The sequence below is a fragment of the Bradyrhizobium sp. USDA 223 genome (genome assembly GCF_044909005.1).
Lineage (GTDB): Bacteria > Pseudomonadota > Alphaproteobacteria > Rhizobiales > Xanthobacteraceae > Bradyrhizobium > Bradyrhizobium yuanmingense.
Genome location: NZ_JBIYDR010000001.1, coordinates 6,005,849 through 6,022,708, shown reverse-complemented (window position 1 = coordinate 6,022,708; position 16,860 = coordinate 6,005,849). Strand labels below are relative to the sequence as shown.

Below are 16,860 nucleotides of genomic sequence, written 5' to 3'. Positions count from 1 at the left end.
TCCCCCTCACCCGGCGCTACGCGCCGACCTCTCCCCGTCGGGGAGAGGTGAAGAGCGGCCGAAACGCGGCAGCCCGCTCTCAATGGTAGAGCGCAATCCATCGCCCGCCGTCGAGGCCAGCCTGACGCATCTCGCCGTCAGCCTGCGCGGCGTGACGAAAACTTACGACAACGGCGTGATGGCGCTCGGCCCGTTCGACCTTGCCGTCCGCAAGGGCGAGTTCATCTCGCTGCTGGGCCCCTCCGGCTGCGGCAAGTCGACGGTGTTGCGGCTGATCGCCGAGCTCGGCGCGCCGTCGTCGGGCACGGTGCGGGTGGCACGGCACGAGGGCGTGCCGCAGCCGGGCCACGGCATCGGCTTCGTGTTTCAGGAGCCGACCCTGATGCCCTGGGCCAACGTCCGCGAGAACGTGCGCCTGCCGCTGAAGCTCGGCGGCGTTCCGAAGGCGGAGGGGCGCGCGCGTGCCGACGCGGCGCTGGCCAGCGTCGGCCTCGCCGATTTCGCCGATGCCTTTCCGCGCGAGCTCTCCGGCGGCATGAAGATGCGGGTGTCGCTGGCCCGTGCGCTCGTTACCGATCCCGATATCCTGCTGATGGACGAGCCGTTCGCCGCGCTCGACGAGATCACGCGCTTCCGCCTCAACAACGATCTGCTCGCGCTGTGGCGACGCTTACGCAAGACCGTCATCTTCGTCACCCATTCGGTGTTCGAGTCCGTCTATCTGTCGCAGCGTGTCGTCGTCATGACGGCGCGCCCCGGCCGCATCCAGGCCGACATCCGTATCGAGACGGTCGAGCCGCGGGCCGAGGAGTTTCGCACCTCGACGGCCTATTCCGATTATTGCCGACGCGTGTCGGCCGCGCTGGCCCCGTCCTATTCCGGGCAGTCGACGCTATGAACGCGCAAGCTCCCGTGCCCGCAAAGTCGTCCGGCGCGCAACGCGCGATGCGCTTTGTGCTGCCCGTCATCGTCTTCGCAGCCGGCCTCCTTGCCTGGGAACTCGTGGTCCGCATCAGGGAGATCCCGCCTTACGTTCTGCCGGCGCCCTCCGTCATCGTGCTGACGCTGATCAAGGACTGGGCGGTGCTGTCACAATCGCTGGCGACCACGCTTGTCACCACGCTCGAAGGTTTTGTCGCCGCCAGCATCGGCGGCATCGCGCTGGCGCTGCTGTTCAACCAGTCGAAATGGGTGGAATATTCGCTGTTCCCCTATGCCATCGTGCTGCAGGTGACGCCTGTCATCGCGATCGCGCCGCTCTTGCTGATCTATCTGGAGCAGCAGACCGCGGTGGTCGTCTGCGCCTTCATCGTCGCCTTTTTCCCGGTGCTGTCGAACACCACGCTCGGGCTGAACTCGGTGGACCGCAACCTCGCCGGCCTGTTCCAGCTCTATGGCGCGTCGAAGTCGCAAACCCTGCGCTTCCTCAAGCTGCCGGCGGCGCTGCCCTACATTCTCGGGGGCCTGCGCATCGCCGGCGGCCTGTCGCTGATCGGCGCGGTCGTGGCCGAGATCGCGGCCGGAACGGCCGGCGCCGGCTCCGGGCTCGCCTACAGGATCGCCGAGTCAGGCTATCGCTTGAACATACCCCGCATGTTTGCCGCGCTGCTTCTGTTGTCGCTGGCCGGGATTGTCATCTATGGGGTGCTGGCGCTAGTTTCCCACCTCGTTTTACGGCGCTGGCATGAGAGCGCGCTTGGAAAGGAAAACTGATGGCTGCCGGTTCGATTTCGTCCGAAAAGATCGACCTTCTGATCTATGGGCCGGTGCGGCCGATCCTCGAGAACGGGTTTTCCGATCATTTCGTCGTCCACAAGGCCGAGACGCGCGGCGATCTCGAGCGGCTGACGCCGGCGGTCCGCGACAAGATCCGCGGCGTCGCGGTGACCTACCACACCGTGCGCGCGGACAAGGATTCGCTGTCGCAGCTGCCGAAGCTGGAGATGGTGGCGAGCTTCGGCGTCGGCTACGACCACATCGACGCCAAATATGCGGCCGAGCACGGCATCGTCGTCACCAACACGCCCGACGTCTTGACCGAGGAGGTTGCCGACGTCGCGATGGGCCTTCTGATCTCCACCTTGCGCGAGTTCATCAAGGCCGACCGCTATGTCCGCTCCGGGCTCTGGCAGACCCAGAACTATCCGCTCAGCGTCGGCTCGCTGCGCGACCGCAAGGTCGGCATCGTCGGCATGGGCCGGATCGGCCAAGCCATCGCGCGCCGGCTCGACGCCTCGCTGGTGCCGGTGGTCTACCATTCCCGCAACGCATCCAAGGACGTCTCGTACAAGCACTACCCTGATCTGATCGAGATGGCGAAGGCGGTCGACACGCTTGTTGTGATCGTGCCCGGCGGTGCCAGCACCAACAAGATGATCAATGCCGAGGTGCTCAAGGCGCTCGGTCCGCGCGGCGTGCTGGTCAACGTCGCCCGCGGCTCGGTGATCGACGAGCCCGCGCTGATCCAGGCGCTGAAATCCGGCACCATTCTCGCCGCCGGGCTCGACGTGTTCGCGGCCGAGCCGAACGTGCCCGACGAGCTCAAGACCATGCAGAACGTCGTGCTGCTGCCGCATATCGGCTCGGCCTCGGTGGTGACGCGCAACGCCATGGACCAGCTCGTGGTCGACAATCTCAAGGCTTGGTTCGCCGGCAAGGCACCGCTGACCCCGGTTGCGGAAACGCCGGTCAAGGGGCGCTGATGAGAGTTCTTCGGGTTCTCGCATTCGCCGTCGCGGCCTCCTTGGCCGCGATCGGCGCCGTCGCGGCCCTTTTGGCCGCGATCGGCATCGCGCATGCGCAGGATGCGGCGAGCCTGAAGAAGCAGATGCCCGGACAGTGGGAGCTCTCGACCACCGAGCGCAGCAAGACCTGCGTCGTCACGCTGAAGGCTGACGCCGCAGGCCAGGGTTTCAAGCTGGAGCTGGAGCCGTCCTGCAAGACCGCGCTGCCCTTCACCAAGGACATCGTGGCCTGGAGCGTGAGGGGCCTCGACATCGTGCGCCTGCAGGATGCGACCGGCGAAGCCGTGATCGACTTCACCGAGGTCGAGGCCGGCATCTTCGAGGGCCTGCGCCAGGGCGAGGGCGTCTACATCCTGCAGGATCTCGCCGCCGCGCGCTCGATGGCGAAGTCAATGGACCAGATGATCGGTGACTGGTCGATGGTGCGCGGCAAGGGCCAGCCGATCTGCGGGCTGACGCTGACCAACACCGAAGCGGATTCGGACAATTTCCAGGTTTTCCTCAAGCCGAGATGCGACGCGGCGATTGCGCAGTTCAACCCGACGCAATGGCGCCTCGAGCGCGGCCAGATCATCCTGATGTCGAAATCAGGCGAAGCCTGGCAGTTCGAGGCCGACGACCACGCGCAGTGGCGCCGCGTCCCCGACACCGCCGATCCCCTGATCATGCTGCGGCAGTAGGGCGTCGGTAAACAGGGGGCTCTCCGGCCCTCACCCGCAATCGCATATGAAGATTTACAAGAGGTCGTCATGCCCGGGCTTGTCCCGGGCATCCACTTTCTTTGGGCCGCGTAGCCAGGCGTGGATGGCCGGGACAGGCCCGGCCATGACGCTGTGGAGACTGTCGACGTCCCTCGCGCCTCATCCATATTCTAAGCCGTCACCTTCGATCGCAGCGCGGTGCCTTGCGCCGATTCCGACAGGCGAGATCGCTGATTTCGGAATTTGTTGAATTTCGAACTTTTCGTCCGTCTCGAGCGACCTAAGACGGAATGGCTCAATCTCAATCGGGCTTTGACATGAAATCCGTTGCCCTGGCCTTTTTGGGCCTTCTGCTGTTCGCGATGCCGGCCGGCGCGAATGACACCCGCACCTTCAATGCGATGGTCGCGTTGGCCAATCGCGGAGATGCGGAGGCGCAATATCATGTCGGCATGATGCACAATAACGGCATCGGCACACAGCAGGATCGCAGCCAGGCATTCGAATGGTTTCAGAAATCGGCCGCCGCCAACGATCCGCTCGGAGCCTACAAGCTCGGCTGTTATTATGACGGGCAAGGCGCAGGCGTCATCGCAACCGACGCGGACCAAGCACTGAAATACAAGCTCGTTGCCGCCAATGCGGGCTATGCGCGCGCCCAGCACGACGTCGCGCTCATGTATGACCGGCAAGGCAATTCGGAAGAAGCGCTGAAATGGTGGAAGCTGGCGGGCGATCAGGGGCTTCCCGAGGCCCTGTTCGGCCTGTCCCGCGCCTATTCGGCCGGAAAGGGAACGCCGAGAGATCTGTCACTGTCGTATGCCTATTTCAAACTCGCGAAGGTGCCGGCCAAGAACGTGAACGAAATGGCTTCCATGTTGTCCAAGCCTGAGCTCGAGAAGGCCGAGAAAATGGTTGCCGAATGGAAACCGCAACCGACCGCCCTGACGCTCAAGGCATTCGCCGGCTTCACAGCCGCGGAAGACCATTTGAAAGCCGCCAAGAGCCAGGCGTTCTGATTTGGCCTAGATCAACCGCATCCCGCGCAGGCTCGCATGCCCGCTCTTACCAACGATGATGTGATCATGCACGGCGATCCCGAGCGGTTTTGCGATGTCGATGATCGCCTTGGTCATCTGGATGTCGGCCTGCGAGGGCGAGGGATCGCCTGAGGGGTGGTTGTGCACCAGGATCAGCGCGGTCGCGGACAGCTCGAGCGCGCGCTTGATCACCTCGCGCGGGTAGACCGGGGTGTGGTCGACCGTGCCGGTCTGCTGCACCTCGTCGGCGATCAGCTGGTTGCGCTTGTCCAGGAACAGCAGGCGGAATTGCTCCTTGTCGGCAAACGCCATGCTGGTGCGGCAATAGGCGATCACCTCGTTCCAGGACGACAGCGCGTTGCGGCTGTTAACCTCGCCCTTGGCGACGCGATGGGCGGCAGCTGCGATCAGCTTGAGCTGGTTGATCGCGGACTCGCCGACCCCGTCGACCTCGCGCAAGCGCGCCACCGGGGCATGGACGACCTCGGCGAACGAGCCGAAGGTCTTGATCAGCGTCTTCGCCAGCGGCTTGGTGTCGCGCCGCGGCAGCGCGGCAAACAGCGCCATCTCCAGCAGCTCGTAATCGCTCAGCGCATCCGCGCCCGCGCTGTAGAAGCGCTCGCGCAGCCGCTCGCGATGGCCGAGATAGTGCGGCGCGTCGTCAGGCTTGCTCTTGTCGTGGTCAGGCTTGGCGGGCATCGGCCGCCAGCATTGCCGGGGGCCAGCGCTTTTGCAACCGTCAATTGCGGGAGAAAGTCGCGCGTCAGACGAGGACGGGGGCCTAGCTCACCCGATCTGCTTCTCGCCGTGCCGCGCCGACAGCGTGAAAATCTCCACGCCCGTTGCCGTCACGCCGACGGAGTGCTCGAACTGTGCCGACAGCGAGCGGTCGCGGGTGACCGCGGTCCAGCCGTCGGACAGGATCTTCACATGCGGCTTGCCGAGATTGATCATCGGCTCGATGGTGAAGAACATGCCGGGCTTGAGCTGCACGCCCTCGCCGGGCCGGCCGATATGGATGATGTTCGGCTCGTCGTGGAACATGCGGCCCAGACCATGGCCGCAGAAATCGCGCACCACGCTCATGCCCTGCGGCTCGACGAAGCTCTGAATGGCATGGCCGATGTCGCCGGTGGTGGCGCCCGGCTTCACCGCGGCGATGCCGCGCATCATGGCTTCATAGGTCACCTCGATCAGCCGCTCGGCCTTGCGGGCGATCGGGCCGATCGCATACATCCGGCTGGAATCGCCATACCAGCCGTCGACGATGAAGGTGACGTCGATGTTGACGATGTCACCCTCCTTCAGCGGACGGTCGCCTGGCATGCCGTGGCAGACCACGTGGTTGAGCGAGGTGCAGGTCGAGTAGCGGTAGCCGCGATACATCAGCGTCGCCGGGTAGGCGCCATGGCTGAAGGCGAAGTCGCGGACGAACTCGTCGATTCTGGAGGTCGGCACGCCGGGCCCGACGATGTCGGTGAGCTCGTCGAGGCACCTGGCCACCAGCGCGCCCGCCTTGCGCATGCCGGCAAAGGCGGCAGGCCCGTGCAACTTGATCTGTCCGGTCTTGCGCAGGGAGGTCTCGGTGGCGTCGACGTAGCTCATGCGTGTCAGGTCTTCTCGGGCTGATCTCGATATCGGTGGAAAGGCTTGATTTCAGGCCCCAATTTAATGATTGGCAGCCTTCATGCAAGCCGAGGGGCCTGCTTGGGGGGTGAAAGTGACCTAATTCGGGACTTCCACGGCGGTTTCCACCGGCAGGGCGCCGCCGCGGATGCGGATTTCGCGGACGGGATAGGGAACCCGGATACCCTCGCGCTTGAAGGCGTCCCACAGCTCCAGCATCACGTCGCTCTTGACCTTGTCCATGCCGTCGGGGTCGGCGATCCAGAAGGTCAGCGAGAACTTCATCCCGGCTTCCGCGAACTCGGTCAGGAGACAGGTCGGCGGCTTGCCCTTCTGCGCGCGCGGATGAGCGGCGGCGGTCTCGGCGGCGAGCGTACAAACCAGCTTCGGGTCGGCGTCGTAATTGGTACCGAAGGCGATCTTCACCAGCGTGTTCTTGTCGGTATAGGTCCAGTTGACGACCTTCTGCGTCACCAGATCCTCGTTCGGGACCAGGAATTCGCGCCCGTCTCCGGCAGCGACGGAAATATAGCGCGTCTTCATCGCACTGATGCGGCCGGTATTGTCGCCGATGGTGACGAGGTCGCCGGGCTTCACCGATTTGTCGGCGAGCAGGATGATGCCCGAGATGAAATTGGCGACGATCTTCTGCAGGCCGATACCGATGCCGACGCCGACCGCGCCGGAGAACACCGCGAGCGCCGACAGGTCGATTCCGACCGCGCCGAGCGCGATCACGATGGCGACCGTGAGCAGCCCGATGCGGATGATCTTGACCAGCAATACCTGCACCGACGGCGTCAGGTCGGTGGTCGAATTGATCCGGCTCTCGGCGAAATTGCTGGCGATGTTGGTGAGCCAGAGTGCGATCAGCAGCAGCGCGCCGGCCTTGAGCGCCAGGAGCGGGGTCAGCCTGAGGCCACCGAGCACGATCGCGAAGGAATCCAACAGGTCGACCGTCGCATCGAGCTGGCCGACGATGGAGAGCGCGGCGACGAACCAGGCCGTGATCGACACCAGCTTGACGATGAAGGCGTTGCGCAGCACCGAGGTCACGAGCCGGATCACCAGCCATGCGAAACCAAGTTTGGCTGCGACCATCAGGAGATAGGAGCGGCTCGGCCAGGTCGCGTGATACATCACCACGCGCGAGACGATCACGAGCAGCGTGAACACCGCCGTCGAGGCGCTGGCGACCATGACCCGGACGAAATGCCGGAGCGGCAGCGGCCAGCGCATCGCCAGCGAGGTCAGGTCGACACGGCTGCGAATGGCGGCCTCCGCGGCATAGGCGATGCCGGCGGCGGCCAGGATGAGGCCGAATTGCAGGTAGAACCAGGGTGAGGAGATTTCCGCCCCGACGCTGCGTGCGGTGGTCTGCACGAACTCCATGAAGTCTTTGAGGTCCATGTCCATCGGGTCTCGTCGGCAAGCGGGGAGGAATTGATTCGAGGGCGCCGGACAATCCCACAAAGGGCGCGGCCGGGCCATCGATACACCGTGAAGTGAAGCGCGTTAAGGCCGTAAAATGCGGGCAGATTGCCGCGAAGCGCGAAAATGGGTTGGCGCGCGAGTCCACCGACGATAAGGATGAAATTCCAGCGATTTCTTACCCGGAAGGTGGATGGCTTCTCTCGACTCCGTCAGTCTCGCCATATTGCTCGGCGCCGTCCTCGTCATGGCCGGCATCCTCTCCAGCCTGCTTGCGCTGCGCTTCGGCGCGCCATTGCTGCTCGTCTTCCTCATCATCGGCATGCTCGCCGGCGATTCCGGCCCAGGTCAGCTCCAGTTCGACGACGTCCGCACCACCTATCTGGTCGGCTCCGTCGCGCTCGCCCTGATCCTGTTCGACGGCGGCCTGCGCACGCGCTTTGCCAGCATCCGCACCGTGCTTGCGCCGTCCGTGGTGCTCGCGACCGTCGGCGTGCTGCTGACCGCGCTGGTCACGGCGCCGTTCGCCAAATATGCGCTCGACCTCAACTGGTCGGAGGCGCTGCTGGTCGGTGCGGTGGTGGCCTCGACCGACGCGGCCGCGGTGTTCCTGCTGGTGCACACCCAGGGCCTGCGTCTGCGCCCGCGCGTCGGCGCGACGCTGGAGGCCGAATCCGGCACCAACGATCCCTTCGCGATCTTCCTCACTTTGATGCTGGTCGAATACATCTCGGTCGGTACCAGCTCGCCCGGCCATGTGTTGATGGAGTTCATCCAGGAGGCGGTGCTGGGCGCCGTCGTCGGCGTCATCGGCGGCCGCCTCGTCGTCATCGCGCTCAACAAGGTCGCTCTGCCGCAGGGCCTGCATGCGCCCTTCGTGACCACGGCCGCGCTCGTGATCTTCGGCGGCTCGCAGATCATGCACGCCTCCGGCTTCCTCGCGGTCTATCTCGCCGGCATCATCATCGGCAACCGGCCGACCCGCGCGCATAATTCGGTGGTGACGTTCCTCGACGCCGCGACCTGGCTGGCGCAGATCGTGATGTTCGTGCTGCTCGGCCTTCTGGTCTCGCCGAGCCGGTTGGGTTCCAGTGTGCTGCCGGCGGTCGCCGTCGCGTTGGTCTTGATGCTGGTGGCGCGCCCGCTCGCGGTGTTCGTGTGCCTGTCGCCGTTCCGCTTCAACTGGCGTGAGAAGATCTTCATCGCCTGGACCGGCCTGCGCGGTGCGGTCGCGATCTTCCTGGCCTCGATCCCGATGCTGGTCGGGCTGCCCAAGGCCTATCTCTATTTCGACGTGGCCTTTGTCGTCGTCATCATCTCGCTTCTGCTGCAAGGCTGGACCCTGGCGCCGGCCGCGCGCAAGCTGCACGTGGCGCTGCCCCGCGCCGACCGTGGCCCCCGCCGCGTCGAACTCGATCTGCCCGGCCAGCTCGAGCAGCAGCTGGTCGGCTATCCGGTGCGGCCCAAGAGCCTGTATTTCCGTCGCGGCCTGATCCCGTCCTGGTCCAAGCCGACACTGGTGATCCGCAACGAGCACATCCTGACGCCGACGGAGGCCGATCCGATCGCACCGGGCGACTACATCTATCTGCTGGCGCCGCCGGAAAAGGCCGAAGCGCTCGACCGTTTCTTCGTCGACATGCAGCCGAGCACCGCGCCCGATCCGCATCTGCTCGGCGACTTCATGGTCTCCGGCGAGCACACGCTCGCCGAGCTCGCCGCGATCTACGGCGTCAAGGTGAGCGAGGACGAGAGCAAGCTCACGCTCGCCGATTATTTCGACGTCCATCTCGACCACGCTCCAAAGGAGGGCGCCGAGCTCGCCCTGGGCGAGATCGTGCTGGTCGCCCGCAGCATCTCCGGTGGCCGCGTCAACCTCGTCGGCCTGCGCCTGCCCGAAGATGATGAGACACCGCTGCCGCTGACAGGCGCTCGGGCGCTGCGGAAGAAGCTCGCGGAGCTGTGGTCCTCGGTCGCGGGGGTCTGACGCTGCCGTAGGGTGGGCAAAGGCGCCCTTGCGCCGTGCCCACCAGCAGGCAAGACGGTGGGCACGGCGCGCGAAGAGCGCGCCTTTGCCCACCCTACATCAGCACTTTCGCTCCACAAAAACTACGTCAGCACCTTCACCCCGCCGAACGACGTCACCCGTCCCTGCTTGAGCATCACGATCTGCGTCGCGAGCTGGCGCAGCTCGGCGACGTCGTGGCTGACATAGACCATCGGCACATTGGCCTCGTCGCGCAGCCGCACCAAGTAGGGCAGGATCTCGAGCTTGCGGCCCTCATCGAGCGCGCCGAGCGGCTCGTCGAGCAGCAGGAGACGCGGCTTCGACAGCAGCGCGCGGCCGAGCGCGACGCGCTGGCGCTCGCCGCCGGACAGCTTCCCGGGACGGCGATCGCTGAGCGCGCCGATGTCGAGCAGGTCGATGATGCGCCTCTGCTGCGCCGGATCGGGCGCAAGCCCGTTCATCCGCCGTCCGTAATCGAGGTTCTGCGCCACACTCAGATGCGGAAACAGCCGCGCATCCTGGAACACGTAGCCGATGCGGCGGCGGTAAGTGGGCACGTGAATGCCGGCCGCGGTGTCGTCAACGGTCTCGCCATCGATCACGATGGTGCCGCGATCGGGCCGCAGCAGGCCGGCGATCATGTTGACCAGCGAGCTCTTGCCGGCGCCCGAGGCGCCGAACAGCCCGATGACGCGCCCCTCGCTGCTGAAGGAAGCGGACAGCGAGAATTCACCGAGCTGTTTTTCGACGTCGACGCGCAGCATGGTCAATTCCCGTGCAGGCGCTGCGTGGCGCGGCGGGCGAACCATTCGGCCGCGATCAGCGCGCCGATCGCGAGCACGATCGAGACGATCACGAGCCGGCCTGCCGCGGCATCGCCGTCGGGCGTCTGGATCAGCGAATAGATCGCCGACGAAATCGTCTGGGTCTCTCCTGGAATGTTGGAGACGAAGGTGATGGTGGCGCCGAACTCGCCGATCGCCTTGGCAAAGCCCAGCACCATGCCGGCGAGCACGCCCGGCAGCGCCAGCGGCAGCGTCACCGTGAAGAACACTTTCCACGGCGCTGCGCCGAGCGTCTCCGCAGCCTGCTCGAACCGGCGGTCGATCGCCTCGATCGACAGCCGCATCGGCCGCACCAGCAGCGGAAACGCCATCACGCCGCAGGCGAGCGCCGCACCGGTCCAGCGGAACGCGAAGACGATGCCGAGATGGTCGGCGAGAAAGCTGCCAATGAGACCTTTGCGACCGAAGCTGAGCAGCAGCAGATAACCGGTGACGACGGGCGGTAGCACCAGGGGCAGGTGCACGAGTGCGTCGAGCACCGACTTGCCCCAGAAGTCACGCCGCGCGAGCAGCCACGCCAGCGCAATGCCGAACGGCGTTGCGACCAGCGTGGCGATGACGGCGACCCTGAGCGAAAGCAGGATCGCCGTCCATTCGGCGGGAGAGATCTCGAACATCAAGTCGTCATATCAGGTCGCAGAAAACAGGTTGCAAAATCAGGTTTGCAAGAATCAGGTTCGCAACAATCAGGTTGTGGGGCTGATCAGGAACTTGAAGCCGTATTTTTCCAAGATGGCCTTGGCCGCCGCCGAGCGCAGGAAGGCGAGATAGCCGTTCGCCTCCGGCTTGGCGGTGCTGGTCGCCGCGACCGGATAGATGATCGCAGGATGCGAATCCGGCGGGAAGGCGCCGACGATCTTCACGCCCGGCTCGACCTTGGCATCAGTGGAATAGACGATGCCGAGCACAGCCTCGCCGCGGGCGACCAGCGTCAGCGCCGCGCGCACGCTCTCGGCCATGGCGAATTTCGGCTCTGCGGCCTGCCAGGCCCCGAGCTTTTCCAGCGCCGCCTTGGCATATTTGCCTGCAGGGACCGACTTGACGTCACCGGTCGCGATCCTGCCGTCGCCGGCGAGCTTGGCGAGATCGAAACCTGGCGCGATCGTCACGCTGTCGATCTTGGAATCCTTCGGCGCGATCAGCACGATGCTGTTGCCGAGCAGATTCACTCTGGAGGGCTCGTTGATAGTCTTCTTGGCGATCGCGTAGTCCATCCAGTCGGTGTCGGCCGAGACGAACACGTCGGCCGGCGCACCCTGCTCGATCTGCTTGGCTAGCACCGAGCTAGCGGCGTAGCTGACGCTGAACTTGACCCCGGTCCTGGCGGTGTAGGTGGCGTCGATCTCGTCCAGCGCGTTCTTTATCGAGGCGGCGGCGAACACCGTGATGGTCTTGTCCTCGGCCTCGGCGGGCGCGACGGCCGTGCCGGCGAGAATGACGAAGGCGGTGAAAAGTCCAGCAATACGAATCATGAACAGCGCTCCGTGCGAGCTTGCGCGGACGATGCACGCGCAATCTGGCGTTGGTGGTCTGATGCGACGGGCGGACGCGCTGTTCCACGGCGCCACGGTGGCTTACGGCCAGCGTGGGATATCGCAGCTGCGAAGATAGCAGGCCAGGTCGGAAGGTCAAACCTGATGCGTCATCCCGGGGCGCGCGCAGTGCGAGCCGGGATCCATAGCCACAGGATTGTGTTTGGCGAAGACTCGGAGTGGGCACCTCGCGCCATAACCACGTCTTGTGGTTATGGGTCTCTGGCTCGCTTCGCGCCCCGGGACGACGACGGTGGATTCCGTGGCAGCGAACCTTACGGCTTCGCATCCCCTGCATGCAGCACCGCCTTGCAGGCTGCCGGCATCTGCGCCAGCGTCATCGGCGGCTTCGGCTTGGGCGGCTCGGGCGGCGGCTTGGGGTGCAGCACCGCATCGGAGAACCAGTAGGCGAGATCGGCGGGCTTGCAGCCTTCGTCCTCGGCCTGTGACGGCTGGCCCTCGCATTCGCCGGCCCCGGCCGGGCAGTGCATGCGGATGTGGAAATGGTAGTCGTGGCCCCACCAGGGGCGGATCTTCGACAGCCAGGCGCGGTCGCCCTTGGCCTCGCGGCACAGCGCCTTCTTGATCGCGGCATTGACGAAGATGCGCTGCACGGCGGGTTCTCGCGCCGCAGCGCGCAGCACCAGCACATGGCCTGGTGTGAACACTTTTGGGTCGATGTCGAGCCGGTCCTGGCGCACCATCATCACCGCCGACATGTCCTCGCGCTCCTCGCGCGAGAGCCGGCGGTCCGGCATCGGCGTCAGCCAGATGTCGGCGTCGAGACCGATCTGGTGGCTGGCATGGCCTGACAGCGCCGGCCCGCCGCGCGGCTGGGCGATGTCGCCGACAAGGATGCCGGGCCAGCCGGCGTCCTTGTGCGCCTTGGCTGCAAGCCGCTTGATCAACGCGATCATGTCGGGATGACCGTAGCTGCGATTGCGCGACAGTCGCATCACCTGCCAATTGTCGCCGTTGACCGGCATCTGCGCGGCGCCGCCGATGCAGCCCCTGGTGTAGGAGCCGATGACATGGGCCGGCCCCTTCGACGGCAGCAGCTTTCGCGCGAACAGCTCCTTCGCGGCGAGATCGGGGTCGTTGGGATTGGCGAGCGGCGGCAGCGGCTTCGGGTTGATGCTGCCACGGTCCTGGGCCAGCGCGCCACCGGCGCCCAGGCAGACGAACGAGAGCAGGAGGAGGGTGATGCCGCGGCGACTCATGCTGACGTTCTTATAACCCAATGCTGCACCAGGGTTAAGAACGAGCCCGCCGCCAACTCACCGCAGCGCGCCCGAATCGCGTCTCGACCCGCCGTTTCTTAAGGGTGTAATAACCGTATCCTGCATTGACCAAAATTCGTGCGCGGCGCGCAAAAAATTCTGCGGTTCGCATGCGATCGCGCGAGATTTCGGAACCGATTCAGGCGCGCGCGCAATTTTGCGCCAGATCGCTCACTGATTGAGGGCGCCGCACTCAGTCTGATGGCGCCTGCCGCCGCCCGCCACGCCGCGCAAACAGGCAATATGCGCCCCGCGCGCGGACCGCGGCTGGCTAGGATTACTTTTTTTTCAGACACTTGCCTCAAATCTTGCGGCCGCTGGACGCGACTGGGACGAGTGAAGTTGAGTTTGGGGTCTCGAAAAACAAGAAAGCGAAAGCAAAGCATGCTTGCCCGCGCCGGCCAAAAGGCGCGCAAGCCGCGCTTCGCGCGCGCGCACCGTGCCCTTTCCGAACACGACGAAATCCTGCGCAGCCGTGCCGAGGCGGAAGCCGCGATCGCGGAGGCGCGCAAGTCGCATGAGCGCCTGCGCCAGGCCATCGACATCCTGCCGCAGGGCATCGTGTTTCTCGACGCCGAAGGCCGCTACGTCCTCTGGAACAAGAAATACGCCGAGATCTACAGCAAGACCGCCGATCTGTTCGAGGAAGGCGCGCGGCTCGAGGACACGCTGCGCATCGGAGTCGCCCGCGGCGACTATCCCGAGGCCATCGGCAATGAAGAAGCCTGGATCGCCGAGCGCCTGCAAAAGCTCTACAAGCCCGGCGCGCGCCACGAGCAGAAGCTGTCGGACGGGCGCGTCATCCTGATCGACGAGCGCTTGACCGATGACGGCGGCGTCGTCGGCCTGCGCGTCGACATCACCGAGCTCAAGCAGCGCGAGGCCTCGTTCCGCCTGCTGTTCGACGGCAATCCCGTGCCCATGATCGTCTGCGCGCTGGACGACGAGCGCATCCTCGGCGTCAACGATGCCGCGGTCGCGCATTATGGCTACAGCCGGGCCGAGTTCGAGCGATTGAAGATCCGGTCCTTGCAGGCGTTCGAAAGCGAGCCGCCCTGGACCGTCGATGGGACCGGCGAGGATCAGGCCGGCCGCACCTGGAAGCACGTCAAGGCCGACGGCGCGCTGATCGACCTTGCGATCTATTCCCGCGAATTGACTTATGCTGATCGGCCCGCGGTGCTGCTCGCGCTGATGGACATCACCGAGCGCAAGCGCGCGGAGGCGCGGCTCGCCTTCATGGCCCAGCACGACGGGCTGACCGGCCTGCCCAATCGCAGCCTGCTGCGGCAGCAGATGGACGAGATGCTGCTGCACACGCGCCGCGGCTCGGAGAAGGTCGCGCTCCTGATGCTGGGGCTGGATAATTTCAAGGCGGTCAACGACACGCTGGGGCATGCGGTCGGCGACAAGCTCCTGCGCGGCGTCGCCAAGCGGCTGCGCTCCACCTTGCGGGACGAGGACGCGCTGGCGCGGCTCAATTCCGACGAGTTCGCGGTTCTACAGAGCGGGCTGGCGCGTCCCGAGGACGCGGTGATGCTGGCCAAGCGGCTCCTGGCGGCCATTGCCGATCCCTATCTGCTCGACGGTCATTCCGTGGTGATCGGCGCCTCGATCGGCATTGCGATGGCGCCGGGCGACGGCGAGGATTCCGAAAAGCTGCTCAAGAGCGCCGACATGGCGCTGTCACGCGCCAAGCTGGATGCGCGCGGCAGCTTCGCCTTCTTCGAGGCCGCGCTCGATGCGAAGGCGCAGAGCCGCCGCAAGATCGAGGTCGAGCTGCGCGACGCGATCCAGAACGACGTGCTGCGGCCGTACTACCAGCCGCTGATCGACCTCTCGAGCGGCCGCATCACCGGCTTCGAGGCGCTGCTGCGCTGGCCGCATGCCGAGCGCGGCATGGTATCGCCGGCCGAGTTCATTCCGGTCGCCGAGGACACCGGCCTGATCAATCCGCTCGGCGGGCTGATGCTGCGCCGGGCCTGCCTCGACGCCGCGGCCTGGCCGCACGACGTCCGCGTCGCGGTCATCCTGTCGCCGCTCCAGTTCCGCAGCGGCAATCTGCTCTCGATGGTCACTGACGCGCTGAAACATTCCGGCCTGGCGCCGCGCCGGCTCGAGCTCGAGATCACCGAGACGCTGCTCCTGGAGAAGAGCGCGCAGGTGCTGGCGACGCTGCATGCGCTGCGCGCGCTCGGCGTGCGGATCTCCATGGACGATTTCGGCACCGGCTATTCCAGCCTCAGCTACCTACGCAGCTTCCCGTTCGACAAGATCAAGATCGACCAGTCCTTCGTGCGCGATCTCGCGGCCAACCGCGAGGCCCAGGCGATCATCCGCTCCATCGTCAGCCTCGGCAAGGGCCTCGGCGTCACCATCACCGCCGAAGGCGTCGAGACCGAAGCGGAGCTCAGCTGCCTCCGCGCCGAAGGCTGCGATGAGGGCCAGGGCTTCCTGTTCAGCAAGGCCCGGCCGAATGCGGAGATCGTCAGCCTGCTGGCGGCACAGCGCGGCATCGACGACGAGGAGGACGCCGCGCTGGTGGCGTGACCGCTCGCCTCCGCGATATCTAAGAACGCACCGCTTCGCCATCGGCCTCTCCCGCCTTGCCCGGCGCCAGCAGCCTTGATCTGCCTCAACAACGAGGCCAAAGGCTGGGGCACATGACAGCGCGGCCTCGGTCAATTTCCGTTTGGAGGTTCGGACGGATAACGGCCCGGGCGCGCCACCCGTAAATTTCCCAAGTGCGGACCGTCAGCTGCCGTCGTTAAGTCGTGCGGTCGTGGGGTCGCACCATGAAGACACCGAAGCCGAAGCAATGGGCCGAGCAGGAGGTTCGACGGCTGGTCACGCTGGCCCGGCAGGGCATTGGGGTATCGAAGATTGCCGCCGAACTGGGCCGCCACGCCGGATCAGTCAGGCGCATGGCGCGAGCGAAAGGAATATTATTGAAGAAATAGTCGCCGGTAGGGCAGGCGCTGCCTGATCGACGAGGCGCGTGGACGGCGCCCTACAGCCCGAAGCCTCGGCCGATGTCCCGCACAAGGCTGGGCGCAGCCTCAGTATTGCGACCATGGGAGAGCGCTCGATCGAGCCGAGACAAGATGCCTTTTCCGAAGAGCGCTATAGCGATGCCTCTGAGCATGGTTGTGGATCGGGTTTGAACGATGCTGCGAAAGTTCAAAACGGCCCCAGCCGCAGGATGGGGTAACAGCCGGGGCCGGCATTCCCATTCCAATGTGCCGCATTGGCGGTGGGCGGCACTCTTCAAGTTACGCACACGGAAGCTAACAAACTATTTTGCTTCGCACTCACCCCACAGGGGCCGCGGTTGGTTTGGTGATACCAGGCTCGGGATCGGGCGGCGAGCCAACCGAGCAACGTTCGAAATGATCGAGCGGCGCATCATTGGCCAAATGCTCCCAATATTCAGCTTCCGCGAGCAGTTTCCAGCCTCGATCAGGATGACGCGCGGCTGTCTGACGGCATAAAAATGCCATCGCGCGCAGGCGACCCGCAGTGTCCATCTCACTCCTCCCATTATTCTTGTTGATTTCACCCTATTTTCTTTTTTTGCGTCGGAGTCATTACGATTATGTCGCAAAACTAATTTCCATCTTCGAAGCGCGGCTCGACTTTCGTTGCCGCTTCAA

Annotated in this window: 16 protein-coding genes; 8 read left to right on the top strand and 8 right to left on the bottom strand. The window is 65.2% G+C overall.

The window, feature by feature from the left end; genetic code table 11:
- Positions 1 to 82 precede the first annotated feature (82 nt).
- The 5 genes from ABIA40_RS28075 to ABIA40_RS28055 all read left to right on the top strand — a co-directional run bounded on the left by ABIA40_RS28075 (position 83) and on the right by ABIA40_RS28055 (position 4,464).
- Positions 83 to 898, top strand: a complete 816-nt coding sequence (locus ABIA40_RS28075) for an ABC transporter ATP-binding protein (protein ID WP_404544422.1) — start codon at positions 83 to 85, stop codon at positions 896 to 898.
- On the top strand, positions 895 to 1,713 hold the full coding sequence (locus ABIA40_RS28070) for an ABC transporter permease (protein ID WP_157283451.1): 819 nt from the start codon (positions 895 to 897) through the stop codon (positions 1,711 to 1,713). The genes ABIA40_RS28075 and ABIA40_RS28070 overlap by 4 nt, the downstream gene beginning before the upstream one ends.
- Entirely contained in the window at positions 1,713 to 2,702 is a 990-nt protein-coding gene (locus tag ABIA40_RS28065; RefSeq protein WP_404544418.1) for a 2-hydroxyacid dehydrogenase, read from the top strand. Before ABIA40_RS28070 ends, ABIA40_RS28065 begins: the two co-directional genes overlap by 1 nt.
- Complete coding sequence (locus ABIA40_RS28060; RefSeq protein WP_404544416.1) at positions 2,702 to 3,424, top strand: AprI/Inh family metalloprotease inhibitor; 723 nt, start codon at positions 2,702 to 2,704, stop codon at positions 3,422 to 3,424. The genes ABIA40_RS28065 and ABIA40_RS28060 overlap by 1 nt, the downstream gene beginning before the upstream one ends.
- A 338-nt stretch (positions 3,425 to 3,762) precedes the next feature.
- Positions 3,763 to 4,464 carry a tetratricopeptide repeat protein gene (locus ABIA40_RS28055; protein ID WP_404544413.1) on the top strand — a complete coding sequence of 234 codons (702 nt, stop codon included), beginning with the start codon at positions 3,763 to 3,765 and terminating at the stop codon, positions 4,462 to 4,464.
- Between the two features lie 6 nt (positions 4,465 to 4,470).
- Here the strand turns inward: ABIA40_RS28055 and radC are convergent, their stop codons facing one another.
- From radC to ABIA40_RS28040, 3 genes are all read right to left on the bottom strand, one after another.
- Positions 4,471 to 5,184, bottom strand: coding sequence for a DNA repair protein RadC (gene radC, locus ABIA40_RS28050; RefSeq protein WP_404544410.1), 714 nt, complete (start codon positions 5,182 to 5,184; stop codon positions 4,471 to 4,473).
- Positions 5,185 to 5,271: 87 nt separating this feature from the next.
- Positions 5,272 to 6,090, bottom strand: a complete 819-nt coding sequence (gene map / locus ABIA40_RS28045) for a type I methionyl aminopeptidase (protein WP_036014218.1) — start codon at positions 6,088 to 6,090, stop codon at positions 5,272 to 5,274.
- 120 nt (positions 6,091 to 6,210) lie between these two features.
- Positions 6,211 to 7,527 (bottom strand): mechanosensitive ion channel family protein, encoded by a 1,317-nt coding sequence (locus ABIA40_RS28040; RefSeq protein ID WP_271539582.1) that lies wholly within the window; start codon positions 7,525 to 7,527, stop codon positions 6,211 to 6,213.
- A gap of 208 nt (positions 7,528 to 7,735) precedes the next feature.
- Between ABIA40_RS28040 and ABIA40_RS28035 the strand changes: the two genes are divergently transcribed.
- The gene (locus ABIA40_RS28035) at positions 7,736 to 9,529 is read left to right on the top strand and encodes a potassium/proton antiporter (RefSeq protein WP_404544407.1); all 1,794 of its coding nucleotides are present in this window, start codon (positions 7,736 to 7,738) and stop codon (positions 9,527 to 9,529) included.
- 122 nt (positions 9,530 to 9,651) lie between these two features.
- Here the strand turns inward: ABIA40_RS28035 and modC are convergent, their stop codons facing one another.
- The 4 genes from modC to mepA all read right to left on the bottom strand — a co-directional run bounded on the left by modC (position 9,652) and on the right by mepA (position 13,147).
- On the bottom strand, positions 9,652 to 10,314 hold the full coding sequence (gene modC, locus ABIA40_RS28030) for a molybdenum ABC transporter ATP-binding protein (protein ID WP_271539578.1): 663 nt from the start codon (positions 10,312 to 10,314) through the stop codon (positions 9,652 to 9,654).
- A gap of 2 nt (positions 10,315 to 10,316) precedes the next feature.
- Positions 10,317 to 11,012 (bottom strand): molybdate ABC transporter permease subunit, encoded by a 696-nt coding sequence (modB, locus tag ABIA40_RS28025; RefSeq protein WP_271539576.1) that lies wholly within the window; start codon positions 11,010 to 11,012, stop codon positions 10,317 to 10,319.
- A 69-nt stretch (positions 11,013 to 11,081) separates the two neighbouring features.
- Positions 11,082 to 11,867, bottom strand: a complete 786-nt coding sequence (modA, locus tag ABIA40_RS28020) for a molybdate ABC transporter substrate-binding protein (RefSeq protein ID WP_404544404.1) — start codon at positions 11,865 to 11,867, stop codon at positions 11,082 to 11,084.
- A 335-nt stretch (positions 11,868 to 12,202) separates the two neighbouring features.
- Positions 12,203 to 13,147: a penicillin-insensitive murein endopeptidase gene (mepA, locus tag ABIA40_RS28015; RefSeq protein WP_404544402.1), complete on the bottom strand. Its 945-nt coding sequence runs from the start codon at positions 13,145 to 13,147 to the stop codon at positions 12,203 to 12,205.
- A gap of 444 nt (positions 13,148 to 13,591) precedes the next feature.
- Between mepA and ABIA40_RS28010 the strand changes: the two genes are divergently transcribed.
- Positions 13,592 to 15,757, top strand: a complete 2,166-nt coding sequence (locus ABIA40_RS28010) for a putative bifunctional diguanylate cyclase/phosphodiesterase (protein ID WP_404544400.1) — start codon at positions 13,592 to 13,594, stop codon at positions 15,755 to 15,757.
- Positions 15,758 to 16,002: 245 nt separating this feature from the next.
- On the top strand, positions 16,003 to 16,167 hold the full coding sequence (locus ABIA40_RS28005; RefSeq protein WP_162130849.1) for a helix-turn-helix domain-containing protein: 165 nt from the start codon (positions 16,003 to 16,005) through the stop codon (positions 16,165 to 16,167).
- Positions 16,168 to 16,518: 351 nt separating this feature from the next.
- Here ABIA40_RS28005 and ABIA40_RS28000 read toward each other — a convergent pair whose 3' ends face one another.
- On the bottom strand, positions 16,519 to 16,734 hold the full coding sequence (locus ABIA40_RS28000) for a hypothetical protein (protein WP_082641383.1): 216 nt from the start codon (positions 16,732 to 16,734) through the stop codon (positions 16,519 to 16,521).
- Positions 16,735 to 16,860 lie beyond the last annotated feature (126 nt).